Source organism: Rhizobium sp. NFACC06-2 (assembly GCF_900101425.1).
Lineage (GTDB): Bacteria > Pseudomonadota > Alphaproteobacteria > Rhizobiales > Rhizobiaceae > Agrobacterium > Agrobacterium leguminum.
In genome coordinates, this window is sequence record NZ_FMVA01000004.1 from 78,156 (window position 1) to 104,128 (window position 25,973).

Genomic DNA, 25,973 nt, shown 5'->3' on the forward strand with positions numbered 1-25,973 from the left:
AGGCCCGGTATGCCGACATCACGGAGGAAGAAATGAAGAAAATTGCGACTGCCCTTCTGACATCCGCAATTGCGCTGTGGAGCGTTTCCACCGTGCAGGCCGGTGAAATCGCCGTCATCGTCAAAACCGTCAACTCCACCTTCTGGCAGAACGTCCAAAAGGGTGCTGACGCGGCGATGAAGAACTCTTCCGGCAACACCATGACCTTCCAGGGTCCGGCCGCCGAGTCCGCCATTGCCGACCAGGTCAACATGGTTGAAAACGCCATCAACCGTAAGGTCGCTGGCATTGTTCTGGCACCTTCCGATCCGGACGCGCTGGTGCCTGCCGTCAAGAAGGCCTGGGAAGCCCGTATTCCGGTGGTTCTGATCGACTCGCAGCTCGCAAAGGGCTCGGAGCAATATTACCAGTCGTTTCTGGCGACCGATAACAAGAAAGCCGGCGAACTGGCAGCGCAGGCGTTGATCGACAAGGTGGGCAAGGAAGGCAAGATCGCCGTCATGTCCTATGTCGCCGGTGCCGGTTCGGAAATCGGCCGTGTCGGCGGTTTCACCGATTACATCCAGATGAATTCCAACCTGAAGATTGTCGGCCCGTTCTATTCGCAGTCGCAGATGGCGACCGCGCTGAACCAGACGACCGACGTTCTGGCCGCCAATTCCGACCTCAAGGGCATTTTCGGCGCCAATGAGCCGACGGCAATCGGCGTCGGCCGCGCGCTCGCCCAGAGCGGCAAGGCCGGCAAGGTCGTCGCCATCGGCTTCGATGGCAACCAGGACCTTCAGGGCTTCGTCAAGGATGGCACGCTGGCCGGTATCGTGGTTCAGGGTTCCTATCAGATGGGTGAGAAGGGCGTAGAGACCATTTCCAAGCTCATCGGCAAGGAAAAGGTCGAGAAGTTCGTCGATACCGGTGTCGTTGTTGTCACCAAGGATAATATCGAAAAGCCTGAAGCCAAGAACGTTCTTTACTGATTGCGTGATGACGCGCCGCTTTGCGGCGGCGCGTCGTTCCAAAGACAAGCTGGAAAGTCCCTGCGATGAAAGTCTCCGATACACGTAAATTGCCGCGCCGCGCCGTCGACGCCACCGTCATGGGCCTCGGTTGCGCCCAGATGGGTAATCTCTACCGCGTCACGCCCTATGAAGAGTCCAAGGGTGCGTTCGACAAGGCATGGGAAAGCGGCATGCGTTATTTCGATACCGCGCCGTTTTACGGCTATACGCGGTCGGAGCGCCGCCTCGGCACCATGGTGACGGAGCATGACCGGAACGAATATACGCTCAGCACCAAGGTCGGCCGTGTGATGGTGCCTGACGAGACCGTCGGTCCGGAGGAGGATGCCTATATAGCGCCCCTGCCGTTCCGCCCGGTCTATGATTATTCCTATGACGGTATCCTGCGTTCCTTCGAGGCAAGCCAGCAACGGCTCGGTGTTCTGAAGCCGGATATTCTTTATGTGCATGATATCGGCTCCTTCACCCACGGCGAAAAGCACCAGCATTACTGGGAGCAGCTGACCACCGGCGGTGGCTTCCGCGCGCTCGGCAAGCTGCGCGAGGAAGGATCGACGGGGGCCGTCGGCCTCGGCGTCAATGAGTGGGAAATCGTCAGCGACGCCATGGATGTCTTCGATATCGACGTCGCCATGCTCGCCGGCCGCTATACGCTGCTGGAGCAGCAGAGCCTTGCTTTCATGAACCGTTGCGCCGAAAGCGGTGTCGCCATCGTTGTTGCCGGTGCATTCAATTCCGGCATTCTGGCCGGCAACCGCAAATTCAATTATGCCGACGCGCCTGCCGATATTCTCATGCGTGTCGATGCGTTGCAGGGTGTTTGCGAGGAACTCGGCGTATCGCTGCAGGCGGCCGCGCTGCAGTTTCCGCTTGCCCATCCGGCGTCGGTCACGGTCGTTTCGGGTGCGCGCAATGCGCAGCAGCTCGCCTCCAATATCGAATGGTTCGAACAGTCTATCCCGGATGAATTCTGGTCCGAACTGCACAGGCGCGGCCTGATTGCCGAAGGCGCGCCGGTGCCCGGCGGGAAGGGCTGAGGCAATGCTCATCGATGCCCACCAGCATTTCTGGCTGATGAAAGATCGCGCCGGGCAATGGCCGCCGCCGTCGCTCGCCGCGATCTACCGGGATTTTCTTCCCGCCGACCTGTCGCCTTTGCTGGCCGCTGCCGGCGTTTCCGGCACCGTGCTGGTTCAGACGATGGAGACGGCGGCCGACACGGATTTCATGCTGGAACTGGCGGAAAAGACCGATTTCATCAAGGGTGTGGTCGGCTGGGTGGACATGAAATCCGCCGATGCAGCGAGTGAAATCGCCCGTCGGGCAAAACATCCGGCGTTCAAGGGTGTCCGCCCGATGTTGCAGGGCATGGAGGATGCCGCCTGGATCGATGATCCGGCACTCGATCCCGCCGTGGCGGCGCTGGTAAAATATGGTCTGGCGTTCGATGCGCTGGTCCTGCCGCCCAATCTGCCGCATCTCCTCGCCTTTGCCCGCCGCCATCCGCAATTGCCTGTCGTCATCGACCATGGCGCGAAGCCGCTGATTGCTACCGGTCACTACAGCGACTGGCGCAAGGATATGGCCGCTCTGGCGGCTCTCCCGAATGTCCATTGCAAACTCTCCGGTCTGCTGACCGAGCGCGGTGAGCAGCGCCCGGAAGCGGTACGGCCTTATGCCGAGACCATTCTGGAACTCTTTGGCGGCAACCGCGTGATTTTCGGCAGTGACTGGCCGGTGTTGCGGCTGGCGGGCGATTATCAGGCATGGCTGGATTTCTGCCACGATATCGTGCCGGCAGAAGACCATGCAGCAGTTTTCGGCGGTAACGCCATCCGTTTTTATTCCCTTTCCCACAGGTGATGCATGCTGGCGATTTTCTGCGAAACCCCGGGTCAACTCGTCTCCAAGGAACTGCCGAAACCAGTGCGTGGCGAAGGTGAAGTGCTGGTGCGTATTCGCCGCATCGGGGTTTGCGGCACGGACCTGCACATCTTCACCGGCAACCAGCCTTATCTTTCCTATCCACGCATTATGGGTCATGAGCTTTCCGGCACGGTGGAAGAAGCGCCGCAAGGCAGCCATCTGTCCGCCGGCGATGTGGTCACCGTCATTCCCTATATCTCGTGCGGCGAATGTAGCGCCTGCCTGAAGGGCAAGAGCAATTGCTGCCGCAATATCGGTGTGCTGGGCGTTCATCGCGATGGCGGCATGGTCGAATATCTGAGCGTGCCACAGCAATTCGTGCTGAAGGCGGAGGGGTTGAGTCTCGATCAGGCGGCGATGACCGAATTTCTGGCTATCGGTGCGCATGCGGTGCGCCGTGGCGCAGTCGAGAAGGGGCAGAAGGTTCTGATCGTCGGCGCCGGCCCGATTGGCATGGCGGTTGCGGTTTTCGCCGTTCTCGATGGCGGCGAAGTAACGATGATCGACGGCCGCACCGACCGGCTGGATTTCTGTAAGGAGCATCTCGGCGTCGCACACACGGTGGCGCTCGGCGAGGGCGACAGGGATCGCCTTTCCGACATCACCGGCGGCGATTTTTTCGATGCGGTCTTCGATGCGACCGGCAATCCGAAAGCCATGGAGCGCGGCTTTTCCTTTGTCGGCCATGGCGGGTCCTATGTGCTGGTCTCCATCGTTGCCAGCGATATCAGCTTCAACGATCCGGAGTTCCACAAGCGGGAGACGACGCTGCTCGGCAGCCGCAATGCCACGCCTGAGGATTTCGAGCGCGTCCTGCAGGCGTTGCGCGAAGGCAAGGTACCGGAAGCGCTGATCACCCATCGCATGACGCTTGCCGATGTGCCCTCCAGATTCGCTGGCCTGACCGATCCGAAGGCCGGAGTGATCAAGGGCATGGTGGAGGTCGCATGACGCCCGATACGCCCATCCTGCAATTCGGCACCAGCCGCTTTCTTCTGGCGCATGCGGATCTCTTTGTGTCGCAGGCGCTGGACAAGGGCGAGGCTCTCGGGCGTATCGCGATTGTCCAGACGACCGGCAATGCGGAGAGCCTGAAGCGTGTTGCGGCGCTGAACAGCGGCGCCCCCTACCCCGTGCGCATTCGCGGCATCCGCGATGGGCAGGAAGTGGACGAGGAAATTCATGGCGGAGCTGTCGCGCGGGCGCTGACGGCTGCGACCGACTGGGCCGAAGTGCGCCGCCTTGCCTGCGAGACCGAGGTTATTCTGTCCAATACAGGCGATCGCGGTTATGAGCTGGATTCGGCGGATAATGCCGGGCTTGCTGGCGATTTCACGGTCGTACCGAAAAGCTTTCCGGCGAAACTCTGCATGTTGCTGCTGGAGCGTTTTCAGCGCAATCCGGAAGCACCTGTGTCCATCTTCCCCTGCGAACTCTTGCCGCGCAATGGCGAAAAGCTGAAACAGGTCATTCGCCGGCTTGCCGATGAGTGGCAATTGCCGGCGGGTTTTGCCTTTTATCTGAATGAGAAGTGCCGTTTCGCCAATAGTCTGGTGGATCGCATCGTCTCCGAGCCTATCGACCCGGTGGGTGCGGTGGCGGAACCCTATGCGCTATGGGCTATAGAGAAGCAGGACGGGCTTGTCCTTCCCTGCACGCACCCTGCCGTGGTGCTGACGGACGATCTCGATCACTATGAAAAGCTGAAGCTTTTCCTTCTCAATCTCGGCCACTCCTATCTGGCGGAACGCTGGTTGCAGGATGCGCGTGCGAAGGACGAGACGGTGCGTCAGGCAATGGCCGACGATGCGCTCGTTGCGGATCTTGAGATGCTTTGGCGGGACGAGGTTCTGCCGGTCTTTGCCGCCGAAGGCATGGGGGATGATGCGCAGGCCTATATCGGCGTGCTGCGGGAGCGTTTGCGCAATCCCTTTCTCGCGCATCGGCTCTCCGATATCGCCGGCAACCACGATGAAAAGAAGCGTCGCCGCTTCGCCCCGATCATTGCCGCAGCGGAACGGCTGGGATTGAGCCTGCCGCAGTCGAAGCTGCGCGCTGCGCTCGCCACCATAAAGCAATAACGGAGTTTTTCATGCAGCGCATGGGCATGGTCATAGGCGTCAAACCGGAGATGATCGCGGATTATAAAAGGCTGCATGCGGCTGTGTGGCCTGAAATTCTGGCGCTTATCAGCGACTGCAATATCCGCAACTACACGATCTTCCTGCGCGAGCCGGAAAATCTGCTCTTCGGCTATTGGGAATATCACGGCAGCGATATCAGCGCCGACATGGCGAAGATGGCCGCAAGCCCCAAGAACCAGGAATGGTGGTCCTTCACCATTCCCTGCCAGCAACCGCTCGAAAGCCGGAAGGAAGGCGAGTGGTGGGCGATGATGGAAGAAACCTTCCACCACGATTGAACGATTTCCTTTGACACTGACCGCGAGTGAACGGCCATGACCAAAATTACTGATCTGCGTGTTTTCGACCTGCGTTTTCCGACCTCCCAGAGCCTCGACGGTTCGGATGCGATGAACCCTGACCCGGATTATTCGGCGGCTTACGTCATTCTCGATACCGATGAGCCGGGTCTCAAAGGCCACGGGCTGACCTTCACCATCGGCCGCGGTAATGACATCTGCTGCATGGCCATCGAAGCGATGCGTCATCTGGTCGTCGGCACCGATCTTGCCACCGTCACCGAGAACCCCGGCAAATATTGGCGGCATCTGACCAGCGATAGCCAGCTGCGCTGGATTGGGCCGGACAAGGGCGCGATGCATCTCGCCACCGGCGCCGTTGTGAATGCGGTATGGGATCTGCTGGCCAAGAAGGCGGGCAAGCCGGTGTGGCAGCTTGTCGCCGACATGAGCCCGGAAGAAATCGCCGATATCGTCGATTATCGCTATCTGACGGACGTGCTGACCCGTGACGATGCGCTCGCGATCCTCAAAAAAGCCGAAAGCGGCAAGAAGCAACGTATTGAGACGCTGAAGAACGAAGGTTACGCCTGCTACACGACCTCGGCCGGCTGGCTCGGTTATGACGACGCCAAGCTGCGCCGTCTTTGCCAGGAAGCCATCGATGCCGGATTCAACCATGTGAAGATGAAGGTCGGTCGCGATCTGGAAGACGACATCCGCCGTCTCACCATTGCCCGTGAGGTGATCGGTCCTGACCGCTATCTGATGATCGACGCCAACCAGGTGTGGGAAGTGGATCAGGCAATCGACTGGGTGAAGAAGCTCGCTTTCGCCAAGCCATTCTTTATCGAGGAGCCGACGAGCCCGGACGATGTCGCCGGCCATCGCAAGATCCGCGCCGCCATCGGCCCGGTGAAGGTGGCGACCGGTGAAATGTGCCAGAACCGCATCATGTTCAAGCAGTTCATCGCCGAAGGCGCCATCGATGTGGTGCAGATCGACAGCTGCCGTATGGGCGGTTTGAACGAAGTGCTGGCGGTGCTGCTGATCGCCGCCAAATACAATCTGCCGGTTTGGCCGCATGCCGGCGGCGTTGGCCTTTGCGAATATGTGCAGCATCTGTCGATGATCGACTATCTGGTCGTATCAGGCACGAAGGAAGGCCGCGTGATCGAATATGTGGACCACCTGCATGAGCACTTCATCGAGCCCTGCGATATCAGAAATGCCGCTTACATGCCGCCGAAACTGCCGGGCTTCTCCATCGAAATGAAGCCGGAGTCGATTGAGACCTACACCTTCGAGGAATAGTCAAAGGATGACAGCGCCTCCTTGAGCCGCCGCCACTCCGTCTCGCTACCGGGAAGGCCGAAACGCATGTCGTTCGGCCTTTCATCAAAAATGCGGACCAGAATGCCGTGTCGGCCCAGATGGCTGGACAGGTCTGCGGTGCGGGGATCCCGCACCAGAGTAAACAGCGAGGTGCCGCCGGCAATTGCCAGCCCCGCTTTCTCCAGCATGGCGTTCATGCGCCGGGCGTCTTCGGCAAGGTGCAGACGCATGGATGATTGCCATTCCCCGTCCGCCAGAGCCTGCGTCGCGATATGCAGCGCCGGGCCGGAGACCGCCCAGGGTCCAAGCTTCGCCTCCAGCTCAGTAGCGATATCGGGCTGCGCAATCGCGAAACCCAGCCGAACGCCCGCCATGCCGTAAAATTTGCCGAAGGAGCGCAGGACCACCAGCGCATCCTGACCGGCGGCATCTGCTAGGCTTTCGGCACCTCCTGTTTCGGTGAAGGCTTCGTCCACGACGAGCAGTCCGCCCTTGCGGCGCATGGCTTCGGCCAGCGACAACAATGCGGCGCGATCCGTGATGCGGCCATCGGGATTATTGGGATTGACCACCACGGCATAGTCGTGAGCCGACATCGCATCAATGTTTTCCACCTCGGTCACAGCCAGCCCGGCCATGCGTGCGGTCCGGGCATGTTCCGCGTAGGCTGGTGAAAGTACTGCGCCGCTCTTGGCCCCGCGGGCGATAGCGATCTGGGCCAGCAATGGCATCAGCATCTGGGTGCCGGGGGAAAGCGCCACATGCCGGGCGGAGGGCGCACCGAAATGGGTTGCGGCCAGATGTTTCAATTCTTCGGCGGCGTCCGGTTCCGGCAGGCGGGCGAATGCGCTAGCGGGGATCGGCGAATGCGGATAGGAGTGCGGATTGATCCCGGTCGAAAGGTCGATCCATGGTTCCGGCGCTTCAGGAAACAGCAGACGCGCCCTGCCGAGATTGCCGCCGTGACGGATCGCAGCTTTCGCCTTTTCTGGTACTGTCTCGCCCATGTTCTTTGCTCTCGCTTTCCTGTCGCTCGTGATCGAACGCCTGACCGGCTATCCGGACTGGCTGTTCAAACGCATCGGCCATCCCGTCACCTGGATCGGTTCGCTTATCGCGCTGCTGGATAAAAAATGGAACCGGGAGAGCGCGTCATTTTCACAGCGCAAGGGGGCAGGCGTGGCGGCGCTCGTCGTTTTCGTCGGGCTGACGCTGCTTGTTGCATGGTTAGCGCAATCCATTCTCCTCTTCCTGCCCTCCGGCCTTTTGCTGGTTGCCGTGCTTGGCGCTTCGCTGCCGGCGCAGAAAAGTCTCGAACAGCATGTGGAGGCTGTCGCCACTGCGCTTGAACGAGAGGGCGTGGAAGGCGGCCGCAAGGCGGTATCGATGATCGTCGGGCGCGATCCGCAAAAGCTGGACGAGGCGGCGATCTGCCGGGCGGCGATCGAAAGTCTGGCCGAGAATTTTTCCGACGGCATCGTCGCTCCCGCCTTCTGGTTCGGTCTTCTGGGCCTGCCGGGCGGCGCGGCCTACAAGGCGATCAATACGGCTGACAGCATGATCGGCCATCGCTCACCCCGTCATGAGGCTTTCGGCTGGGCCTCCGCCCGGCTGGACGATCTGGTCAATCTGCCGGCCTCACGGCTGAGCGGCGGTCTTTTCGTGGTTGCCGCGTTTTTTGTTAAGGGTGCATCACCCGGCGGGGCCATTGCCGCGATACGTCGCGATGCCCATCATCACCGTTCCCCCAATGCCGGCTGGCCGGAGGCGGCGCTGGCCGGCGCTCTCGGCTTTGCGCTCGCAGGGCCGCGCTCCTATGGCGGGCAGATGATCGAGGCGCGTTTCATGGGCGAAGGCGGCAGGGCGGCACTTGTTGCCGGCGATATTCGCACGGCGCTGCGGCTTGCACGGGTTGCCGACCTGTTGTTGATCGGCCTGCTGGGACTTCTGGCGATCCTTATCGCGCTATAGCAAGCAGACGGTCGAGATCGAGGTGCTGTTCCATATGCGCAGCGAGGCGATCGAGAACGGCGTCCACCTGTGCATCGTAGTTCAGTTCCGTGTTCTGTCCGCCAAGCCGCTCAAGCCACGCGCCGCGTTGGCGGTCATCTGAAAACAGGCCGTGAATATAAGTGCCGAAGATGCGGCCGTCAGGCGACACAGCGCCGTCTTCATGTCCATCAATTTTCGAAAACGGCAGGCTGTCGGTTCCGCTCGTGGTTTCACCGACATGCATTTCATAGCCGGATAAATCAATTCCGTCGAAACTTTTCCCTGTAACGGAAACCAGCCTTTTGTCCCCCGTCAGAACAGTGTCGACACCCAGCAGGCCGAGCCCGTCGACTGTTGCCGGCGGTCCTTCGATGCCTTCGGGATCGGCAACGGTTTTTCCAAGCATCTGGTAGCCGCCGCAGAGGCCCAGAACATGGCCGCCGCGTCTCACATGCGCCTTGATATCGATGTCGAGCCCCGTATTTTTCAGCACGGCAAGATCGGCAATGGTGGCTTTCGAGCCGCAAAGCAGCACCAGCCGGCAGTCGGCGGGAATGGTTTCGCCCGGCCGCACGCGGATCAGTTCGACATCCGGTTCCATGTCCAGCGGATCGAGATCGTCGAAATTGGAAATATGCGGCAGGATCGGTACGGCGATGCGGATCTTCGCGCCAGGTTTCCGTTCAGCCGGGCCGGAAAGCCCGAGAGCATCTTCAGCCGGCAGCTTCGCGGCATCGGAAAAATGCGGCAGGAGCCCGATAGAGGCCCAGCCGGTTTTTTCCGCAATTATTCGCATGCCGTCCAAAAACAGGGCCGGATCGCCGCGAAAGCGATTGACGATAAAACCTTCGATCATCGCCGCGTCTTCAGCGTCGAGCACGGCTTTGGTGCCGACGAGGCTGGCGATGACGCCGCCCCGGTCGATATCGCCGATCAGTATCACAGGCGCGTCCACAGCTCTCGCAAAACCCATATTGGCGATGTCATTGGTACGCAGGTTGATTTCGGAGGCGCTGCCCGCCCCTTCCACCAGCACCAGATCGGCCCGTTGTTTCAGGCGGTTAAAGCTTTCGAGCACGCGCGGCATCAGCCCGGCCTTCATGTTCTGATAGTCGGCCGCCCTGGCATTGCCGGCAATCTTGCCCTGCACCACCACCTGGGCGCCGGTCTCGCTCTGTGGCTTCAGGAGCACCGGGTTCATATGCACGGAAAGCGGCACGCCCGCCGCCCGTGCCTGCAGCGCCTGCGCGCGGCCAATTTCGCCGCCATCGGCGGTGACCGCCGCATTGTTCGACATGTTCTGCGGTTTGAACGGCATGACGGACAGGCCGCGCCTGACGAAGGCGCGGGCAAGGCCGGCCACCATCAGCGATTTGCCAACATCCGAGCCAGTTCCCTGAAACATCAGCACGCGCGCAGTCATATCAAAATTCTATCCCTGCCTGCGCCTTTACGCCCGCCTTGAAGTGATGTTTCACGAGGGTCATTTCCGTCACCATATCGGCCGCGTCGATGAGCGGTTGCTTGGCATTGCGGCCGGTGACGATGACATGCAGATCGGGCCTGCGGCTGGAAAGCGTTTCCACCACCTCTTCCAGCGGCAGGTAATCGTAACGGAGTGCGATGTTCAGCTCATCGAGGATCAGCAGGCCGATGGTCTCGTCGGCCATCAGGATTTTGGCTTCTTCCCAGGCCTTTGCCGCCGCTGCGACGTCGCGTTTCAAATCCTGCGTGTCCCAGGTGAACCCTTCGCCCATGGTGCGCCAGACGACCCTGTCGCCGAACAAAGTCAGCGCCTGCTGTTCTCCCGTCGACCATGCGCCCTTGATGAATTGAACGACGCCTACCCGCCGCCCGGTGCCGAGCATGCGCAGGGCAAGGCCGAAAGCGGCGGTGGATTTGCCCTTGCCGGGACCGGTATTGATCATCAGCAGACCTTTTTCGATGGTCTTTTCCGCAACTTCCGCGTCCTGCACGGTCTTGCGGGTGACCATTTTCTGCCGGTGACGTTCGGCTTCGCTGTCGCTGATATCGCGTGTCATCGCGTTTTCCTTTTCATCCAGCGGCGCGGGACCCGGTGCCCCCGCCATTCGGAGCGGCGACTATACCCAATTTGCCGCACCCGGCAATGTGCGGGCCACAGGGCCCCGGCATTGACCCCCACGCCCGTTCAGCCTAAGGGTAACGGACTGACGGTCTTTTCCCGGCAACGGGAAAAGCTAAGAGGGAACACGGTTCCAACCCCGACTACCGGGTCATTCCGTGGCTGCCCCCGCAACTGTAAGCGGTAAGCCCGCACCGTAAAGCCACTGGACACCTCAACGGGTTCGGGAAGGCGGTGTCAGGGTGTAAAGCCGCGAGCCAGGAGACCTGCCGTTTCAGGAAAAACGTCTGCCGGGCGGGGTGCTCCGGTCAGTCGGTTAGATCGAACATCCGGTTTGCGCCTGTCCGCATACCGTATTCGACATCCGCACCCCCGAGATTTTTTTGCAAGGCGCGGGAAACGATACGGTTTGGATATTTCAGCGACATCTTCATGTGCAGGCGGAAACACGCAGGACGAAACGGCGTCCGGCGTGACCGTCTTCGTTTGCAGAAGCTGTCGCGATGAAGCCGATCCCAATGCCGAACCGCGCCCCGGTTCGCGTCTCGCCGATGCCGTCCTCGCAAAGGCGGAGGAAACGGGTGTCACCGTTCGTTCCGTCAACTGCCTCGCCAATTGCAAGCGCGGGCTTAGCGCCGTGCTGCGCAGCGCCAATGGCTGGTCCTATGTCTTCGGCGGGCTGACGACCGGTGACGCGGAAGATTTGCTGACCGGTGCACGGCTGCTGGCTGCCGCCCACGACGGCTTGATGCCCTGGCGCGGCCGCCCCGAACCCTTAAAGCGCGGCATGGTGGCGCGCATTCCCCCATTCGATTTTACCGAGGAGAGATCATGAGTACCCTTCTGGACCGCGTTCCCTGCACCATCGTCACCGGCTTTCTGGGGGCTGGCAAAACCACGCTACTGCGCGGCCTTCTCGAAAAGCTGGACGGCAAGCGGTTGGCGATCATCGTCAACGAGTTCGGCGATATCGGCATCGATGGCGAGATTCTCAAAGGTTGCGGTATTGAAAGCTGCCCGGAAGAAAACATCGTCGAACTGGCCAATGGCTGCATCTGCTGCACGGTGGCGGATGATTTCCAGCCTGCCATCGAACAGATTCTGAGCCGCCAGCCGAAGGTGGAGCATATCCTCATCGAAACCTCGGGCCTCGCTCTGCCGAAGCCGCTGGTGCAGGCCTTCCAGTGGCCGGCGATCAAGAGCCGCGTGACGGTGGATGCCGTCGTCGCCGTGGTGGATGGCGCCGCCCTTGCCGAAGGGCAGGTGGCGCACGACATGGAAGCGCTCGCCGCCCAGCGGGCCAATGACGAGGCGCTCGATCACGATGATCCGGTCGAAGAGGTTTTCGAGGATCAGGTCGCCTGCGCCGATCTTATCGTGCTGACCAAGGCCGATCTTCTTGACGATGCCGGCCTCAACAAGGCCAAGGAGCATGTTCTCGAACATCTGCCGAAGGCGGCAAAGATCGTCGTGGCCTCCAATGGCGCCATCGACCCCGCCGTGCTGATCGGTCTTGGCCTTGCGGTGGAAGAGGATATCGAAAACCGCCGTACCCACCATGATGGCGAACTCGACCACGAGCATGACGATTTCGACAGCTTCGTCATCGATCTCCCGGCCGTGACCGACCCGGAAGCGCTGGCGGCCCGTATCGCCGAGACGGCGGCTGCGGAAAATGTCCTGCGCATCAAGGGCTTCATCGAGGTTTCCGCAAAGCCGATGCGTCTGCAGGTGCAGGCTGTCGGCAGCCGCGTCAACCATTATTACGACCGACCCTGGGCCGCGGGTGAGGAACGCCGCAGCCGCCTCGTCGTCATCGGCGAAAAGGGCATCAACCGCGAAAAGATCGAACAGATGCTGGCCGCCTGACGATGCACATTCTCGCCACCACATCCTCGTCTCTGGACGACCTGATCGAGCCGGTTGATCTCAACCAGCCCCGGTCTGATGTGGCGGTACTGTCTTTTTCGGCAAGCGACCTGGCCGGCTTGGAACAGGCCTGGCGGCGAACAGAGGGTGCGCTCCCCTCCCTGTCAGCCGCCAACCTCTCCGAGCTTCGACATCCCATGTCGGTCGATCTCTGGATCGAAAAGACGGCGGAACATGCCAGGGTTATTCTTATCCGGATTCTCGGCGGTGCGGAACGCTGGCGTTACGGTGTCGATCAGCTTTCCATTCTTGCGCGCAGGCGCGGCATCAAGCTTCTGCTTTTGCCGGGTGAGTGCAGCGAAAGGGACGAGAAACTCGAAGCGGCCTCGACCGTCGATCGGCGGATTTTGGCCTCGGTCCTCTCCTTCTTCCGCGAGGGCGGGCAGGAGAATATGGACCGGCTTGCTTTTGGTCTCGCCGCTCTTGCAAGAGGCGAGCCATGGCCGGATATCGAAGCCGAGCCGCTGCCGAAAGCCGGTTTCTACCGGCCCGGCAGGGGCGTTGTGGATAGGGCGGAAGCTTGCGCGGGTTTTCCCGGCGGTGCGCCCGTTCTGCCCATTCTGTTTTACCGTTCCATGCTGCTGGCGGCAGATGCTGCACCGGTGGATGCGCTTTTCGAGGCGCTCTCGCAGCGCGGTTTTGCACCCCTGCCGATTTTTGTCAGTGGTCTGAAGGATGGGGAGGCGATTCGTTTCCTCAAAACGGTGCTGCCCGATCTGAGGCCCGCCGCCATCATTGCCGCCACCGCCTTCGCCAGCCAGACGGATGAAAACGGTGCAACGTTGTTCGACCGTCTCGGCGTGCCGGTGTTTCAGGTGGTGATGGCGACGACGCGGCGCGACGGATGGGCGGAAAATGCGCGGGGTCTCAATCCCTCCGATCTTGCCATGCATGTCGTCCTGCCGGAACTGGATGGCCGGATTCTCGCCGGTGCGATTTCTTTCAAACAGGCGCGCGTGGATGGCGGCGCGAGTTTGCTCAATGTACCCGAGGCTGATCGCGTTGAGCAGGTGGCAAATCGCATCGCCGCTTTCCTGCGGCTGAGGAATGCCCTTCCACGGGATCGCCGTATCGTCATTCTGATGCCGGATTATCCCGGTGCGGCACCCGGGCGAACCGGTTATGCCGTGGGTCTCGATGTGCCGCAAAGCGTTCTCGAAATGCTGCATGATCTCGCCGGGGCCGGTTATACGGTCACGGATATTCCTAAGACCGCGTGGGCGCTGCTCGACTGCGTCGAACAGCAGGAAGCGGCAATTGATCTTTCCACCTACGAGGCTTTTTTCTCCGCCTTGCCCTCGGCATCTGCCGGGTCCGTGAACGCGACATGGGGCGCGGCAACCGATGACGATGCACTCGTCGATGGCGCATTCCGGTTCCGCGCTGCCCGTTTCGGCGAAGTGTTCGTGGCGCTGGCGCCGGACAGGGGCCGCAATGAGGATCGTCGGGTGGACTACCACGACCCTGCCCTGCCGCCGCGTCACGCGCTTGTTGCCTTCGGTGTATGGATGCAGCGGATTGCGGGTGCGCATGCCATCGTGCATGTTGGCGCGCATGGAACGCTGGAATGGCTGCCGGGCAAGACGGTGGCGCTTTCTCGCAATTGTTTTCCCGAAATCGTCACCGGCTCGCTGCCGGTGGTCTATCCGTTCATCGTTTCCAATCCGGGCGAGGCGGCGGTCGCCAAGCGGCGGATCGCGGCCGTGACCATCGGCCATGTCCCGCCCGTGCTGGTCAATGCCGGGCTTTCGCCAGAACAGTCGGCGCTGGAGCAGCTGGTCGATGAATATGCGCAGGCGGATGGGCTGGATCGCCGCCGGCGTGACCGGCTGGCGAAACTGATCGTCGAAAAGGCGCTGGAGACCGGGCTTGCGGCGGAAGCGGGCGTGGCTGCGAAGGATGATGCCGATGCGGCCCTCTCACGCATCGACGCTTTTCTCTGCGACCTCAAGGATTTCGCCATCAAGGATGGCCAGCATGTTTTTGGCCGCAGTGCCGAGGGTGAGACCGACCTTCTGAGGCTTGAAAGCGCCAAATCGGAAAAAGCTGCCCTGCTTGCCGCGCTCGATGGCCGGCATATCGTCCCCGGCCCTTCCGGCGCACCTGCGCGCGGACGGCTCGATGTGCTGCCCACGGGCCGCAATCTCTATGCCGCCGATCCGCGCACCATGCCGACGCCGACGGCGTTCGAGCTGGGCCGCATGGCGGGCGAAGAGGTGCTGCGCCATCATCTGCAGTCCCATGGCGACTGGCCGAAACATCTGGTTTTCGATCTGTGGGGCAGCGCCAGCCTGCGCAATGGCGGTGAGGATGTGGCGCAGGCGCTGCATCTGATGGGGGCAAGACCGATCCACGACCCCGCCACCGGCCGGGTCACCGGCATTGAGGTTCTGCCGCCGGCGAGCCTGGGGCGGCCGCGTGTCGACGTCACCTTTCGCATTTCCGGCCTGTTCCGCGACATGTTCCCGGCGCTGATCGCGCTTCTCGACGCCGCCGCCAAGGCCGTTGCGCGACGGGAGGAGGCGCCTGGCGACAATCCGCTTGCGGAAGAGGCTGCCACGCTCGGGCATATTCCGCCGCGCATTTTCGGCTCCGCGCCCGGCACCTATGGTGCGGGCATCGAAGAAAAGCTTGCCAGCGGGAAATGGGACGAACGCGAGGAGCTGGGGCAGGCCTATCTCGATGCGGCGAGCTACGCTTTCGGCGGTGCGGACGGGCTGGAGATTTTCGAAGATACCGGTTTTGTGGAGCTGGTCAGGCGCGCCGATCTTCTTGTTCATACCGGCGACGATCCGGGCCGTGACCTTCTGGACGGTTCTTCGGATGTTGCCTTCATCGGCGGCTTTTCCGCCGCGAAGGCTGTGCTTGGCGGCGTCGCCGATATTGTTGCACTCGATACGACAGATCCGGCGCGCCCGCGTGCAAGGTCGATGACGCAGGCGCTGACGCGGGTGGTGCGCGCGCGCGCCGTCAATCCCCGCTTCATTGCCGGCCAGATGCGGCACGGTCCGCGCGGGGCGGCGGAATTCCTCGAGACGGTGGACCGGTTGATCGGTTTTGCCGAAACCACCCATGCGGTATCCTCCTCGATGATCGAGGCGCTTTACGACGCCTATTTCGGCAATGGGGATGTGCGCGATTTCATCCTGCGGGAAAACCCGAAAGCGGCACAGGTGATGGCCGAACGCTTTTTATCCGCTCGCCGTCGCGGGCTGTGGCACAGCCGCCGCAACGCGGTGGATGCGGAACTCGAAATGCTGATCCTGCCGCGCTCCCAAAGGGTGGAGGCGTGATGATGGCCGCCGATCCCGTTCAGCCATTCGGCCGCCGTGGCCTCTGCCCGGCCCTGTCCGCCCCCATGCGCACCGGCGACGGTTTTTTGTCGCGGATCGCTTTCGAGGCGGATATCGACCCGCGTGACATGGTGGTGCTTTGCCATCTTGCCGAGCGGCATGGCAACGGATTGATCGACATTACCGCCCGCGGCAGCCTGCAATTTCGCGGTCTGACGCCGGAAAGCGCCTGTGCTCTGGAAAAAGACGTTTTGGCGCTGCATTTGCCGCTGCGTGCGGGGCTCGCGGTCGAGACGTCGCCTCTTGCCGGCCGTGATGACGCTGAAATTGCTGATGGTCGCCCTCTCGCCGAGGAGATTCGAAAAGAGGCCGACAGGCTCGTTCTCCATGAAAAGCTTGCCGCTAAAATGTCTGTCGTCATCGATGGCGGCGGGCGCCTCTCCATGGAAGATCTGCTGGCCGATATTCGCCTGAAAGCTGTGTCGCTTGATGGGCGGGCCGTATGGCGATTGCTCGTGGGTGGAGCGGAAAGCAGGGCGCTGAGTGCGGGATTGGTCGAGGCGGACAGAGCGGCGGGTGTCGTCCTGTCGCTGCTCGCCTATCTGGCCGGCGAAGGGCCGCTTGCCCGTGGCCGCGATCTGGACCATTCGACGATAAAAGCAATCTGCGGTGATCGCCTGCTGGATCGGGTGATTGTGGATGACGCCAGGGCGGCTTCTGCGCCTCTGGGACTGATGATGACGGGAAAGGATCGCTTCGCCATTGCTGTCGCGCCTGCTTTCGGGCAAATCCGGGCCTGCGATTTGGCGCATCTCTGCGAACGGGCCGGTGCCCTCGGCATCACGGCCCTGCTGCCGGCACCAAACCATAGCCTGCTATTCTTTGGATCGTCATTTGCCTGCGGCGCATTGCTTCAGATTGCAAGGGCGTCCGGTTTCATCACGACGGCAGGTGACGCGCGCTCTTCCATTGCCGCCTGTCCCGGCGCGCCAGGCTGCGCTTCGGCTTTTCTTCCCACCCATGAGTTGGCCGCCTTTGCGTCTGAGGAATGCGCCTCGTTGCTGGATGGCTCCTTCACGCTGCATATTTCCGGCTGCGGCAAAGGTTGCGCGCACCCCGCGCCGTCGCTTCTCACTTTTTCCGGCACCGCCGATGGTCTGGCCTTTTCGATTTCGGGCCGCGCCGGTGACCTGCCGGATGGCATTTTACTTTTTCAGCATCAGAGGACGGCGCTTTCGCGGCTTGCCCGTCTTTACGAAAAAGAACATAAGCCCGGTGAAAACGCCGCCACCCTGTTTGCCCGGCTGGGCGAACAGGCGATCGGTGCGGCGCTTCGACAGGATGACCGATGACCGACTATGACTATATTCGCGACGGCAATGCGATCTATGAGCGCTCCTTCGCCATCATTCGTGAGGAAGCGGATTTGTCCGCCTTTACCGAAGAGCAGGCGGATATCGCCATTCGCATGATCCACGCCTGCGGGCAGGTGGAGGCGGCCAGCCATTTCCGCTTTTCACCGGATTTTGTTGCCGCGGCACGTGGTGCTCTACGAGCCGGCAAGCCTGTTCTCTGCGATGCGGAAATGGTCGCCCATGGCGTGACGCGCGCGCGCCTTCCGGCTGACAATGATGTGGTCTGCACCCTTCGCGATGCCCGCACGCCGGAACTGGCGAAAAAGATTGGCAACACCCGCTCCGCCGCCGCACTCGATCTGTGGGCAGAGAAGCTGGGCGGCGCTCTGGTTGCCATTGGCAATGCGCCGACTGCACTGTTCTATCTTCTCGAGATGCTGGAAAAAGGCGCCCCGCGCCCGGCCGCCATCATCGGCATGCCGGTTGGCTTTGTGGGTGCGGCGGAATCGAAAGACGCGCTGGAGGCAAGTTCGCTTGGCATTCCCTATGCCATCGTCAAGGGACGCATGGGCGGTTCGGCCATGACGGCTGCCGCTATAAATGCCGTTGCGAGGGCTGGCCTGTGAGTGCGGCTCTTTTTGAACATCCGAAGGGTAAACTCGTGGGCGTCGGCACCGGCCCCGGAGATCCCGAGCTTCTGACGCTGAAGGCTGTCCGCGCCATTGAAAATGCCGATGTGCTTGCCTTCTTCTGCAAGAAAGGCAGCAGCGGCAATGGTCGCGGTATTGTCGAAGCTTTCATCCGGCCCGGAACGCTGGAAATGCCGCTGGTCTATCCGGTAACAGTCGAAAGCGATAAAAATGGCAACGATTACCGCGATGCCATCGCCGCCTTTTTCGATCAGTCGGCGAAGGACATCGCTGTGCATCTCGAAGCCGGGCGCAACGTCGCCGTGCTGTCGGAAGGCGATCCTCTGTTTTACGGTTCTTATATGCACCTTCATCTGCGGCTTGCGCCATCTTACCCGGCGGAAGTCGTTGCGGGCATCACGGCCATGTCCGGCTGCTGGTCCATGGCCGGTCTGCCGCTGGTGCAGGGCGATGATATTTTGAGCGTGCTTCCCGGCACGCTCGGTGAAGATGTGCTGACGGAACGTCTGTCCGGCACGGATGGTGCGGTGATCATGAAGGTGGGGCGCAACCTGCCGAAGATTCGCCGGGCGCTGGAAAAGGCCGGTAAGCTTGAAGAAGCGCTTTATGTCGAGCGCGGCACCATGGCCAACAGCCATGCGGTGCGGCTCATCGAGCGTGACGCATCACCTGCTCCCTATTTTTCGCTGGTTCTGGTGCCGGGCTGGAAAACCAGACCCTCTGCTGGTGAAAAGCCATGACGGGCAGGCTGGTCGTTGTCGGCCTCGGCCCCGGCAGTGCGGCGCAGGTAACGCCGGAGGCGCTTGTCGCCGTCGAGGCGTCGGAGGATTTCTTCGGCTATATTCCCTATCTCGACCGTCTATCGCTGAGACCCGATCAACGCCGCCATGCTTCGGACAATCGTGAGGAAATCTCACGCGCCGAACAGGCGCTGCGGCTTGCGGCTTCCGGCGGCAGAGTCTGTGTGGTGTCCGGCGGCGATCCCGGTGTTTTCGCCATGGCGGCTGCGGTTTGCGAGGCGATCGAAAGTGGCCCCGCCGAATGGCGCGATATCGATTTCTCCGTCGTGCCGGGTGTGACTGCCATGCTGGCCGTGGCAGCAAAGGCCGGCGCGCCGCTTGGCCATGATTTCTGCGCCATTTCTCTGTCGGATAATCTGAAACCCTGGGGCATCATTGAAAAACGGCTGATCGCGGCGGCGGAAGCAGGCTTTGTGATGGCTTTCTACAATCCCGTCAGCAAGTCGCGGCCGCACCAACTAGGTACCGCTTTTGATCTGTTGAGGGCGCATTTGCCCGGTTCGGTGCCGGTGATTTTCGGTCGTGCGGCAGGCCGGGCGGATGAGCGTATTCGGGTCGTACCCCTATCGGAAGCAACGAGCGACATGGCAGATATGGCCACCTGCATTATCGTCGGCTCGGTTGAAACACGTCTGATCGAACGTTCCGGCAAAGAACCGCTGGTTTATTCGCCGCGTTTTTCGAGAAGAGAGAGCTGATGGCCAATGGCGGTGAGCGCAGCGGCAATATCCGGCACCGTCACGTCATTCAGGGGCGCGTCGTTCCGCTGTCGCGGCCGGTCAATCATGATGACCGGCAGGCGAAGCCGTCTTGCGGCTTCGATCTTGCCATAGCTCGCGCTGCCACCGGAGTTTTTCGAGACCACCCTCTCGATGCGGTTTTCTTCCAGCATGCGGATTTCGTCGTCCAACGCAAAGGGGCCGCGCGCGGTAATATAGCGCGCATGCGGCAGTTTCAGTGGCGGCTCCACCGGGTCGACGCTGCGGATGAGATAGTTGTGCTGGGGCGCGGCTTCGAAAGGAAGAAGCTCCTGTCGGCCGAGCGCCAGAAATACACGTTTGCTTTCGTCGCCGAGCGCGGTGACAGCCTGTTCGACGCTTTCCACCTCACGCCACCTATCACCCGGCTGGCGCTGCCAGGCAGGACGCGAAAGGACGACCAGCGGAACTTTGGCAAGCCCTGCGGCCTCAATGGCATTGGCGGAAATCTTCGCCGCATAGGGATGGGTGGCGTCCACCAGAATATCGAAATTCTCTGCGCGAATGAAATCCGCCAGCCCGCCCGCGCCGCCAAAACCGCCGCTGCGCATCGGCACTGGCTGTTCGACCGGCGCGAGCGTGCGACCGGCCATGGAGAGCAGAATTCGGTAGCCGGATTCTTCGGCCAGTCTGCCAGCCAGAATGCGGGCATCCGCCGTGCCGCCAAGGATGAGTATGGAGCGTGTCATGACGTCTGAATATTCCGGAACGGGCGATGCTTCCACAGAAAAGAAAGAGAAGCCCTGGCTTTCCATCGTCGGCATTGGCGAGGATGGGCTTAAGGGGCTGGGCCGGAATGCGATAGAGGCGATAGAAGGGGCCGAGGTGGTTTTCGGCGGCAAACGCCATCTGGAACTGGCGGCCGCGGCCATTCGTGGTGAAGCACGACGCTGGCCGGTGCCGTTCGATACGGATATGGGCGATGTCGTGGCGCTGCGTGGCAAGCGGGTTTGTGTGCTGGCTTCCGGCGATCCGTTCTTTTATGGCGTCGGTGTTACGCTTCTGCGGCGTATCGAGGCGGGTGAGACAGTTTGTTATCCCTCGCCCTCCGCTTTCTCGCTGGCCGCCGCGCGGCTCGGCTGGGCGCTGCAATCGGTCGAATGCATTTCGCTGCACGGGCGTTCCATCGATCTCCTGCGGCCGCATCTCCATGCCGGCGCACGCATCATCGCGCTCACCTCGGATGCCCACGCCCCGGCCTTGATCGCGGAATTGTTGTCCGATTTGGGTTTCGGCCAGTCGGAATTCATTTTGCTCGAAGCCCTGGGCGGAGAGCGGGAGATGCGGCGGCAGGTCAAGGCGGTTGATTTTACGTTTGCTGATATTGATGCACTGAATGTGGTGGCGATTGATGTCGTGGCTGATGAGGGCGCCCGCGTTCTGCCTTTCACTTGCGGGCTTGATGACAGCCTGTTCGAACATGACGGGCAGATCACCAAACGTGAAATCCGCGCCGTGACACTTTCTTCTCTTGCCCCACGGCGGGGCGAATTGCTGTGGGATATCGGTGCCGGTTCGGGTTCGATTGGCATCGAATGGATGCTGTCCCATCCCTCGCTCAGTGCCATCGCCATAGAACAACACCCGGAAAGGGCGGAGCGTATCGCCCGCAATGCCGAAGCTTTCGGTGTGCCGGGGCTTGAGGTGATGATCGGCGCGGCCCCTGCGGCTTTTGAAGGCTTGCCTCAGCCGGATGCGATTTTCATCGGTGGCGGCGGCAGTGAAGCGGGTGTGCTTGAGGGGGCTATGGAGGCCCTGAAACCGGGCGGGCGGCTGGTCGCCAATGCGATTACACTGGAAATGGAGGCCGTGCTGCTTGCCGCCCATGCGCGGCACCGCGGCTCGATGATCCGTCTGGATGTGTCGCGAGTGACGGCCGTTGGCTCCATGTCGGGCTGGCGTCCGGCAATGCCGGTGACGCAGTGGAGCTGGACCAAGCCATGGTGACCGTGGCTGGCATAGGCTGCCGCAGAGGCACGGGTTCAGATGCTATTATTGCCGCCGTGCGCGCTGCGGAGCATGCTTTTGGCATGATGGCGGAATGCCTGGCGACTGCGCCGCTCAAGGCCGATGAAGCCGGTATTGTGGAGGCGGCGAAGAGCTTGTCGCTGTCGCTGGAAATCGTATCGCAGGAACGGCTTGAGGCGGTTGCTTCGAAAACAATGACATTTTCACAGGCAAGCCTTGATCATGCCGGCTCGCCAAGTGTCAGTGAAGCGGCGGCGCTTGCCGCCGCCGGAGAGAATGCAAGGCTGGTCGCGTCGCGTCTTGTTGTTGGCGATGTGACGGTGGCCATCGCAACGACTGACGATGCCCCACGCGACAGCGGCTGCGCCATCGAATATGGAGAACAACAATGACGGTTCATTTCATCGGCGCCGGTCCGGGTGCTGCCGATCTCATTACGGTGCGCGGGCGCGATCTTATCGCCGCCTGCCCGGTGTGCCTTTATGCCGGCTCGCTGGTTCCGAAGGCGCTCATTGATTATTGCCCTCCGGGCGCCCGCATCGTCGATACGGCAGCGCTTTCGCTTGACGAGATCGAGGCGGAATTCGTGGTTGCAGCAGAGGCCGGCAAGGATGTGGCGCGGCTGCATTCCGGCGACCTTTCCGTCTGGAGCGCCATGGGTGAACAGATCCGCCGGCTGGAGCGACTGGGTCTCGATTATACCGTCACGCCCGGCGTGCCCTCCTTTGCCGCTGCAGCCGCCACTTTGCAGCGGGAACTGACGGTGCCGGAAGTGGCGCAGAGCCTTGTGCTGACCCGCATTTCCGGGCGCGCATCGAAGATGCCTGACGGTGAGACGCTGAAGGCTTTCGGTGCGACGGGCGCGACGCTTGCCGTCCATCTCGCCATTCATGCCATCGGCAAGGTGGTGGAAGAGCTGACGCCGCTTTACGGTTCGGATTGCCCGGTCGCCATCGTCGTACGCGCCTCCTGGCCGGATGAGCGGGTCATTCGCGGCACGCTGTTCGACATTGAGGACAAGCTCGCCGCCGAACCGGTGGAGCGGACCGCCCTTATCTTCGTCGGGCATGGACTTGCCTCGACGGATTTTCGCGAAAGCGCGCTCTATAGCACCGACTATGTCCGGCGGTTCCGCTCTCCGAAGGAAGATGCAAAGGGCTGATGCGACGGCGTGGAGGCGGTGCGGCCCTTGAGCGCGCCCTGACGATCGAACACCAGAATATCGAGCGCAATGGCCGGCGTCTTCAGCGCCGCCGCGGCGGTTACCCAGGCTTTTTCCGCAACTACCGCACCGAGGTCTATCCCCGCGCCCTCGGCCAATTCGAAGGCGTGTGCGACCATGTTGGCCTGACGGATGGCAATGGCGAGATTTTCATCTCCTCCGGCTTCCGTCGCCAATGCCGCCAGCGCATCGAGATCGGCCAGCCCCTTCTTGGAGTGCACGTCGAGCATGCCCTGGGCGAGCTTGGTCATCTTGGCGACGCCGCCGGCAATCGTCACCCGCTCGACGGGGTGGCTGCGCAGATATTTCAGCATGCCGCCGATGAAATCGCCCATGTCGATCAGCGCGGTTTCCGGCAGATCGTAAAGCGTCTGCCCGGCTTTTTCGGAGGTGTTGCCGGTGGCGCCAAGCACATGGGTGCAGCTGGTCGCACGCGCCACATCGATGCCGCGCCAGATGGAGTGGATCCATGCCGAGCAGGAAAAGGGAATGACAATGCCGGTGGTGCCGAGGATGGAAATGCCACCGACGATGCCGAGCCTGCCGTTCAGGGTTTTTTCCGCCAGTTTTTCGCCGTCGCGGACGGAAATCTCGACCTCGAAATCGGCCTCCTCGCCAGCCACTTCGCGAATGGCGGTTTCGATCATCTTGCGCGGCACCGGGTTGATGGCGGGTTCTCCCGGCGGCAGGGGCAGGCCCGGCCGGGTGATGGTGCCGACGCCCTTTCCGGCCTTGAAGATAATCCCGCTTCCCGGTTGACCTTGCCGCACCGTGCTTTCGATCAGCGCACCGTGGGTAACGTCCGGATCGTCTCCGGCATCCTTGACGACGCCGGCGCGCGCGAAGTTTTCACCCTTTTCCTCAGTGGCGAGGGAAAATGCCGGCCTCGCGCCGCTTGGAAGTTCGACCTCCACAGGGTAAGGAAACTCGCCGGTCAGAAGGGCGGCGCAGGCCGCCTTCGTGGCGGCTGCCGCGCAGGTGCCCGTGGTCCAGCCGCGGCGAAGGGTCTTTCCATCCGTATCCATATGAATTTCTATAGCCGGGACGGCTTTTTCCGTCATCGTTAAAAAGCAGCCAGGAAGAATGTCGATAGCGCAGATTTTGAACAGCATTGCCGCAAAAGGTCCGGTCTTCGAAGCCGGCCACGTCTGGCTCGCGGGCGCAGGGCCGGGCGATGTGCGTTATCTGACGCTGGAAGTGGCGCTCGCGCTGTCCCAGGCCGATATTATCGTGCGCGATGCGCTGGTGAGCGATGATGTCATAGCGCTCGGTCCGCAGGCGGAGATTGTGTTTGCGGGCAAAAGGGGTGGCAAGCCTTCTGCGACGCAGGATGATATTACCGCTTCGCTGATCGATTTCGCCAGCCAGGGCAAAAAGGTGCTGCGGCTGAAGGGCGGTGATCCGCTTATTTTCGGGCGGGGGGGCGAAGAGGCGGAGGCGCTTGTCCAAGCCGGCATTCCGTTCCGCATATTGCCGGGCATGACCTCGTCGTTCACCGCCCTTGCTTCCGCCCGCATCCCCGCCACCATGCGCGGCATCAGCCGCGCCGTGACGCTCGCCACGGGCCACGCGGCGGGCACCGAAGAGGATCTGGACTGGCTGGCGCTGGCGAAAACACGCGAACCCATCGTCGTTTATATGGGGCTCAAGAATATCGGCACGATTGCCAGCCTTTTGATGCAGGGTGGGCGTTCCGGCGAAACGCCGGTCGCCGTCATCATGTCGGCAACGACGGCGCAGGAGCGGATTTTCATCGGTTCGCTGGAAAGCATAGCTGACGATGCAATCAGGCAAAATTTCGAGGCGCCGGCTTTGATCGTCATCGGCGAGATTGTTTCGATGCGGGCGCGTCTTGGAGTTTCCGACTCATGACGGCGCGGGCGATCATCATCGGTGCGCCGCGTTCGGGTTCCGGCAAGACCAGCGTGACCATCGGTCTGCTGCGGGCCTTTGCCCGACGCGGTATCAAGGTGCGCGGCATCAAGACGGGGCCTGACTACATCGATCCCGGTTTCCATGCCTTCGCCACCGGCACAGCCGGTCTTAATCTGGATAGCTGGGCCATGCGGCCGGAATTGCTGCGGCACCTGTTTTCGCAGCAGGCCGAGGATACGGAGCTTGTTCTGATCGAAAGCGCCATGGGCCTGTTCGACGGCATTCCGGTTGCGGAAAATCGCACAGGTTCGGCGGCGGATCTGGCGCGGCTGTTCGGCATTCCCGTGTTGCTGGTACTGGATGTGTCCGGCCAGTCGCAGACGGCTGCTGCCGTCGCCCATGGTTTTGCTCACTACGATCCGGCCGTTACTATGGCGGCCGTTGTGCTGAACCGGGCGGGCAGCGAAAGACACCGGACGCTGTGCACGGAAGCCATCGAAAAAACCGGCCTTCCCGTTGCCGGCTGCGTGTTGCGTGATCCTTCGCTCATCTTGCCTGAACGGCATCTGGGGCTGGTGCAGGCCAGCGAGCATCCGGAAATCGATGCGCATATAGAACGGCTGGCGGATGCGATGGAAAAATCCATCGATCTCGATGCGCTGCTTTCTCTCGCCGCGCCGGTGAGTGTGCCTTCCGGCTCGGTGGATGCGGCGATTGCACCGCCCGGCCAGCGCATCGCGCTGGCGGAGGATGCGGCGTTCACTTTCCTTTATCCGCATCTCAGGAAGCATTGGCAGGCGGCCGGAGCCGAGATCGTGCCGTTCTCGCCGCTCGCCGATGAGGCGCCTGACGGGAGTTGTGATATTTGCTGGCTGCCGGGCGGGTACCCCGAGCTTTTTGCCGGAAAGCTTGCGGATGCGGCTGGTTTCAAGGCGGGTATTGCCCGCTTTGCTGCGACAAAGCCTGTTCATGGCGAGTGCGGCGGCTACATGGTGCTCGGCGAGGCGCTGGAAGATGCGGATGGCGTGACCCATGCCATGACCGGGCTTCTGTCGCATGCCACCAGCTTTGCGACCCGCAAGATGAATCTCGGCTACCGGCAGGCGACAATCGCGGCAAGCGGACCGCTCGGCGCGGCTGGTGATGTTCTGCGCGGCCATGAATTCCACTATGCGCGGGTTACCGATCCTGGCCGCGATGAACCCTTTGCCCAGATTGCGGACGGGCAGGGTCGTCCGCTCGGGCCATCCGGTGGCAGGAGAGGTCTTGTCTCGGGGACTTTTTTCCACGCCATCGCCAGAGGCGGTTGATCGTTTCCGGGTGCTGCC

The 25,973-nt window shown here is 61.7% G+C and carries 25 protein-coding genes and 1 riboswitch; of the genes, 20 read left to right on the forward strand and 5 right to left on the reverse strand.

Annotated features, from left to right (window positions below; genetic code table 11):
* Nucleotides 1–32: 32 nt before the first annotated feature.
* The 7 genes from F3H58_RS09235 (at nt 33) to F3H58_RS09265 (ending at nt 6,678) form a co-directional block, all read left to right on the forward strand.
* Nucleotides 33–974 carry an ABC transporter substrate-binding protein gene (locus F3H58_RS09235; protein WP_003520222.1) on the forward strand — a complete coding sequence of 314 codons (942 nt, stop codon included), beginning with the start codon at nt 33–35 and terminating at the stop codon, nt 972–974.
* Nucleotides 975–1,039: 65 nt separating this feature from the next.
* A complete protein-coding gene (locus F3H58_RS09240; RefSeq protein ID WP_149741982.1) occupies nt 1,040–2,053 on the forward strand; it encodes an aldo/keto reductase in 1,014 nt (337 codons plus the stop codon).
* A gap of 4 nt (nt 2,054–2,057) precedes the next feature.
* Complete coding sequence (locus F3H58_RS09245; RefSeq protein ID WP_149741983.1) at nt 2,058–2,879, forward strand: amidohydrolase family protein; 822 nt, start codon at nt 2,058–2,060, stop codon at nt 2,877–2,879.
* Nucleotides 2,880–2,882: 3 nt separating this feature from the next.
* Nucleotides 2,883–3,893, forward strand: coding sequence for a zinc-binding alcohol dehydrogenase family protein (locus F3H58_RS09250; RefSeq protein WP_149741984.1), 1,011 nt, complete (start codon nt 2,883–2,885; stop codon nt 3,891–3,893).
* Nucleotides 3,890–5,023 (forward strand): mannitol dehydrogenase family protein, encoded by a 1,134-nt coding sequence (locus tag F3H58_RS09255; RefSeq protein WP_149741985.1) that lies wholly within the window; start codon nt 3,890–3,892, stop codon nt 5,021–5,023. The genes F3H58_RS09250 and F3H58_RS09255 overlap by 4 nt, the downstream gene beginning before the upstream one ends.
* 11 nt (nt 5,024–5,034) lie before the next feature.
* Entirely contained in the window at nt 5,035–5,364 is a 330-nt protein-coding gene (locus F3H58_RS09260; protein WP_149741986.1) for an L-rhamnose mutarotase, read from the forward strand.
* Nucleotides 5,365–5,400: 36 nt separating this feature from the next.
* Nucleotides 5,401–6,678, forward strand: a complete 1,278-nt coding sequence (locus F3H58_RS09265; protein WP_149741987.1) for an L-fuconate dehydratase — start codon at nt 5,401–5,403, stop codon at nt 6,676–6,678.
* Here the strand turns inward: F3H58_RS09265 and cobD are convergent.
* Complete coding sequence (gene cobD / locus F3H58_RS09270; protein ID WP_149741988.1) at nt 6,660–7,706, reverse strand: threonine-phosphate decarboxylase CobD; 1,047 nt, start codon at nt 7,704–7,706, stop codon at nt 6,660–6,662. The genes F3H58_RS09265 and cobD overlap by 19 nt on opposite strands.
* Between cobD and cbiB the strand changes: the two genes are divergently transcribed.
* Complete coding sequence (cbiB, locus tag F3H58_RS09275; RefSeq protein ID WP_149741989.1) at nt 7,705–8,670, forward strand: adenosylcobinamide-phosphate synthase CbiB; 966 nt, start codon at nt 7,705–7,707, stop codon at nt 8,668–8,670. The genes cobD and cbiB overlap by 2 nt on opposite strands.
* Here cbiB and F3H58_RS09280 read toward each other — a convergent pair.
* Complete coding sequence (locus tag F3H58_RS09280) at nt 8,657–10,114, reverse strand: cobyric acid synthase (RefSeq protein WP_149741990.1); 1,458 nt, start codon at nt 10,112–10,114, stop codon at nt 8,657–8,659. The genes cbiB and F3H58_RS09280 overlap by 14 nt on opposite strands.
* Before the next feature lies 1 nt (nt 10,115).
* On the reverse strand, nt 10,116–10,733 hold the full coding sequence (gene cobO / locus F3H58_RS09285; protein ID WP_149741991.1) for a cob(I)yrinic acid a,c-diamide adenosyltransferase: 618 nt from the start codon (nt 10,731–10,733) through the stop codon (nt 10,116–10,118).
* Between the two features lie 134 nt (nt 10,734–10,867).
* Nucleotides 10,868–11,083: riboswitch (cobalamin riboswitch) on the forward strand.
* Between the two features lie 121 nt (nt 11,084–11,204).
* On the opposite strand from cobO, the gene F3H58_RS09290 reads away from it, so the two are divergent.
* From F3H58_RS09290 to F3H58_RS09320, 7 genes are read left to right on the forward strand one after another with little or no spacing between them, the layout of a single operon-like run.
* Nucleotides 11,205–11,630, forward strand: coding sequence for a DUF1636 family protein (locus F3H58_RS09290; RefSeq protein ID WP_149741992.1), 426 nt, complete (start codon nt 11,205–11,207; stop codon nt 11,628–11,630).
* Nucleotides 11,627–12,664, forward strand: coding sequence for a cobalamin biosynthesis protein CobW (cobW, locus tag F3H58_RS09295; RefSeq protein ID WP_149741993.1), 1,038 nt, complete (start codon nt 11,627–11,629; stop codon nt 12,662–12,664). Before F3H58_RS09290 ends, cobW begins: the two co-directional genes overlap by 4 nt.
* A gap of 2 nt (nt 12,665–12,666) precedes the next feature.
* Nucleotides 12,667–16,017: a cobaltochelatase subunit CobN gene (gene cobN, locus F3H58_RS09300; protein WP_149741994.1), complete on the forward strand. Its 3,351-nt coding sequence runs from the start codon at nt 12,667–12,669 to the stop codon at nt 16,015–16,017.
* The gene (gene cobG / locus F3H58_RS09305; protein ID WP_149741995.1) at nt 16,014–17,369 is read left to right on the forward strand and encodes a precorrin-3B synthase; all 1,356 of its coding nucleotides are present in this window, start codon (nt 16,014–16,016) and stop codon (nt 17,367–17,369) included. The genes cobN and cobG overlap by 4 nt, the downstream gene beginning before the upstream one ends.
* Nucleotides 17,366–17,998, forward strand: a complete 633-nt coding sequence (locus F3H58_RS09310) for a precorrin-8X methylmutase (protein ID WP_149741996.1) — start codon at nt 17,366–17,368, stop codon at nt 17,996–17,998. Before cobG ends, F3H58_RS09310 begins: the two co-directional genes overlap by 4 nt.
* The gene (locus tag F3H58_RS09315; RefSeq protein ID WP_149741997.1) at nt 17,995–18,762 is read left to right on the forward strand and encodes a precorrin-2 C(20)-methyltransferase; all 768 of its coding nucleotides are present in this window, start codon (nt 17,995–17,997) and stop codon (nt 18,760–18,762) included. Before F3H58_RS09310 ends, F3H58_RS09315 begins: the two co-directional genes overlap by 4 nt.
* On the forward strand, nt 18,759–19,520 hold the full coding sequence (locus F3H58_RS09320) for a precorrin-3B C(17)-methyltransferase (protein ID WP_149741998.1): 762 nt from the start codon (nt 18,759–18,761) through the stop codon (nt 19,518–19,520). The genes F3H58_RS09315 and F3H58_RS09320 overlap by 4 nt, the downstream gene beginning before the upstream one ends.
* On the opposite strand, the gene F3H58_RS09325 is transcribed toward F3H58_RS09320, so the two are convergent.
* The gene (locus tag F3H58_RS09325) at nt 19,487–20,269 is read right to left on the reverse strand and encodes a cobalt-precorrin-6A reductase (RefSeq protein ID WP_149741999.1); all 783 of its coding nucleotides are present in this window, start codon (nt 20,267–20,269) and stop codon (nt 19,487–19,489) included. The two genes, F3H58_RS09320 and F3H58_RS09325, sit on opposite strands and share 34 nt — an antisense overlap.
* On the opposite strand from F3H58_RS09325, the gene cbiE reads away from it, so the two are divergent.
* From cbiE to cobM, 3 genes are read left to right on the forward strand one after another with little or no spacing between them, the layout of a single operon-like run.
* Complete coding sequence (gene cbiE, locus F3H58_RS09330) at nt 20,268–21,527, forward strand: precorrin-6y C5,15-methyltransferase (decarboxylating) subunit CbiE (RefSeq protein ID WP_149742000.1); 1,260 nt, start codon at nt 20,268–20,270, stop codon at nt 21,525–21,527. The two genes, F3H58_RS09325 and cbiE, sit on opposite strands and share 2 nt — an antisense overlap.
* Entirely contained in the window at nt 21,521–21,940 is a 420-nt protein-coding gene (locus tag F3H58_RS09335) for a cobalamin biosynthesis protein (protein WP_188128844.1), read from the forward strand. Before cbiE ends, F3H58_RS09335 begins: the two co-directional genes overlap by 7 nt.
* Nucleotides 21,937–22,710 (forward strand): precorrin-4 C(11)-methyltransferase, encoded by a 774-nt coding sequence (gene cobM, locus F3H58_RS09340; protein WP_149742002.1) that lies wholly within the window; start codon nt 21,937–21,939, stop codon nt 22,708–22,710. Before F3H58_RS09335 ends, cobM begins: the two co-directional genes overlap by 4 nt.
* Here the strand turns inward: cobM and F3H58_RS09345 are convergent.
* Nucleotides 22,665–23,795: a cobalt-precorrin-5B (C(1))-methyltransferase gene (locus F3H58_RS09345; RefSeq protein WP_188128845.1), complete on the reverse strand. Its 1,131-nt coding sequence runs from the start codon at nt 23,793–23,795 to the stop codon at nt 22,665–22,667. The genes cobM and F3H58_RS09345 overlap by 46 nt on opposite strands.
* A gap of 58 nt (nt 23,796–23,853) precedes the next feature.
* Here F3H58_RS09345 and cobA point away from each other — a divergent pair, with 58 nt between their 5' ends.
* Together cobA and F3H58_RS09355 are read left to right on the forward strand one after the other, a co-directional pair.
* Entirely contained in the window at nt 23,854–24,642 is a 789-nt protein-coding gene (gene cobA / locus F3H58_RS09350) for a uroporphyrinogen-III C-methyltransferase (RefSeq protein WP_149742003.1), read from the forward strand.
* Nucleotides 24,639–25,955: a cobyrinic acid a,c-diamide synthase CobB gene (locus F3H58_RS09355; protein WP_149742004.1), complete on the forward strand. Its 1,317-nt coding sequence runs from the start codon at nt 24,639–24,641 to the stop codon at nt 25,953–25,955. The genes cobA and F3H58_RS09355 overlap by 4 nt, the downstream gene beginning before the upstream one ends.
* The last annotated feature ends 18 nt before the right edge of the window (nt 25,956–25,973 follow it).

What these genes read in the sequence shown, in the direction of transcription:
- F3H58_RS09235 (WP_003520222.1), top strand. Translation starts at nt 33, where the DNA reads ATGAAGAAAATTGCGACTGCCCTTCTGACATCCGCAATTGCGCTGTGG.
- F3H58_RS09240 (WP_149741982.1), top strand. Translation starts at nt 1,040, where the DNA reads ATGAAAGTCTCCGATACACGTAAATTGCCGCGCCGCGCCGTCGACGCC.
- F3H58_RS09245 (WP_149741983.1), top strand. Translation starts at nt 2,058, where the DNA reads ATGCTCATCGATGCCCACCAGCATTTCTGGCTGATGAAAGATCGCGCC.
- F3H58_RS09250 (WP_149741984.1), top strand. Translation starts at nt 2,883, where the DNA reads ATGCTGGCGATTTTCTGCGAAACCCCGGGTCAACTCGTCTCCAAGGAA.
- F3H58_RS09255 (WP_149741985.1), top strand. Translation starts at nt 3,890, where the DNA reads ATGACGCCCGATACGCCCATCCTGCAATTCGGCACCAGCCGCTTTCTT.
- F3H58_RS09260 (WP_149741986.1), top strand. Translation starts at nt 5,035, where the DNA reads ATGCAGCGCATGGGCATGGTCATAGGCGTCAAACCGGAGATGATCGCG.
- F3H58_RS09265 (WP_149741987.1), top strand. Translation starts at nt 5,401, where the DNA reads ATGACCAAAATTACTGATCTGCGTGTTTTCGACCTGCGTTTTCCGACC.
- cbiB (WP_149741989.1), top strand. Translation starts at nt 7,705, where the DNA reads ATGTTCTTTGCTCTCGCTTTCCTGTCGCTCGTGATCGAACGCCTGACC.
- cobD (WP_149741988.1), bottom strand. Translation starts at nt 7,706, where the DNA reads ATGGGCGAGACAGTACCAGAAAAGGCGAAAGCTGCGATCCGTCACGGC.
- F3H58_RS09280 (WP_149741990.1), bottom strand. Translation starts at nt 10,114, where the DNA reads ATGACTGCGCGCGTGCTGATGTTTCAGGGAACTGGCTCGGATGTTGGC.
- cobO (WP_149741991.1), bottom strand. Translation starts at nt 10,733, where the DNA reads ATGACACGCGATATCAGCGACAGCGAAGCCGAACGTCACCGGCAGAAA.
- cobW (WP_149741993.1), top strand. Translation starts at nt 11,627, where the DNA reads ATGAGTACCCTTCTGGACCGCGTTCCCTGCACCATCGTCACCGGCTTT.
- cobN (WP_149741994.1), top strand. Translation starts at nt 12,667, where the DNA reads ATGCACATTCTCGCCACCACATCCTCGTCTCTGGACGACCTGATCGAG.
- F3H58_RS09310 (WP_149741996.1), top strand. Translation starts at nt 17,366, where the DNA reads ATGACCGACTATGACTATATTCGCGACGGCAATGCGATCTATGAGCGC.
- F3H58_RS09320 (WP_149741998.1), top strand. Translation starts at nt 18,759, where the DNA reads ATGACGGGCAGGCTGGTCGTTGTCGGCCTCGGCCCCGGCAGTGCGGCG.
- cbiE (WP_149742000.1), top strand. Translation starts at nt 20,268, where the DNA reads ATGACGTCTGAATATTCCGGAACGGGCGATGCTTCCACAGAAAAGAAA.
- F3H58_RS09325 (WP_149741999.1), bottom strand. Translation starts at nt 20,269, where the DNA reads ATGACACGCTCCATACTCATCCTTGGCGGCACGGCGGATGCCCGCATT.
- F3H58_RS09335 (WP_188128844.1), top strand. Translation starts at nt 21,521, where the DNA reads ATGGTGACCGTGGCTGGCATAGGCTGCCGCAGAGGCACGGGTTCAGAT.
- cobM (WP_149742002.1), top strand. Translation starts at nt 21,937, where the DNA reads ATGACGGTTCATTTCATCGGCGCCGGTCCGGGTGCTGCCGATCTCATT.
- F3H58_RS09345 (WP_188128845.1), bottom strand. Translation starts at nt 23,795, where the DNA reads ATGGATACGGATGGAAAGACCCTTCGCCGCGGCTGGACCACGGGCACC.
- cobA (WP_149742003.1), top strand. Translation starts at nt 23,854, where the DNA reads ATGTCGATAGCGCAGATTTTGAACAGCATTGCCGCAAAAGGTCCGGTC.
- F3H58_RS09355 (WP_149742004.1), top strand. Translation starts at nt 24,639, where the DNA reads ATGACGGCGCGGGCGATCATCATCGGTGCGCCGCGTTCGGGTTCCGGC.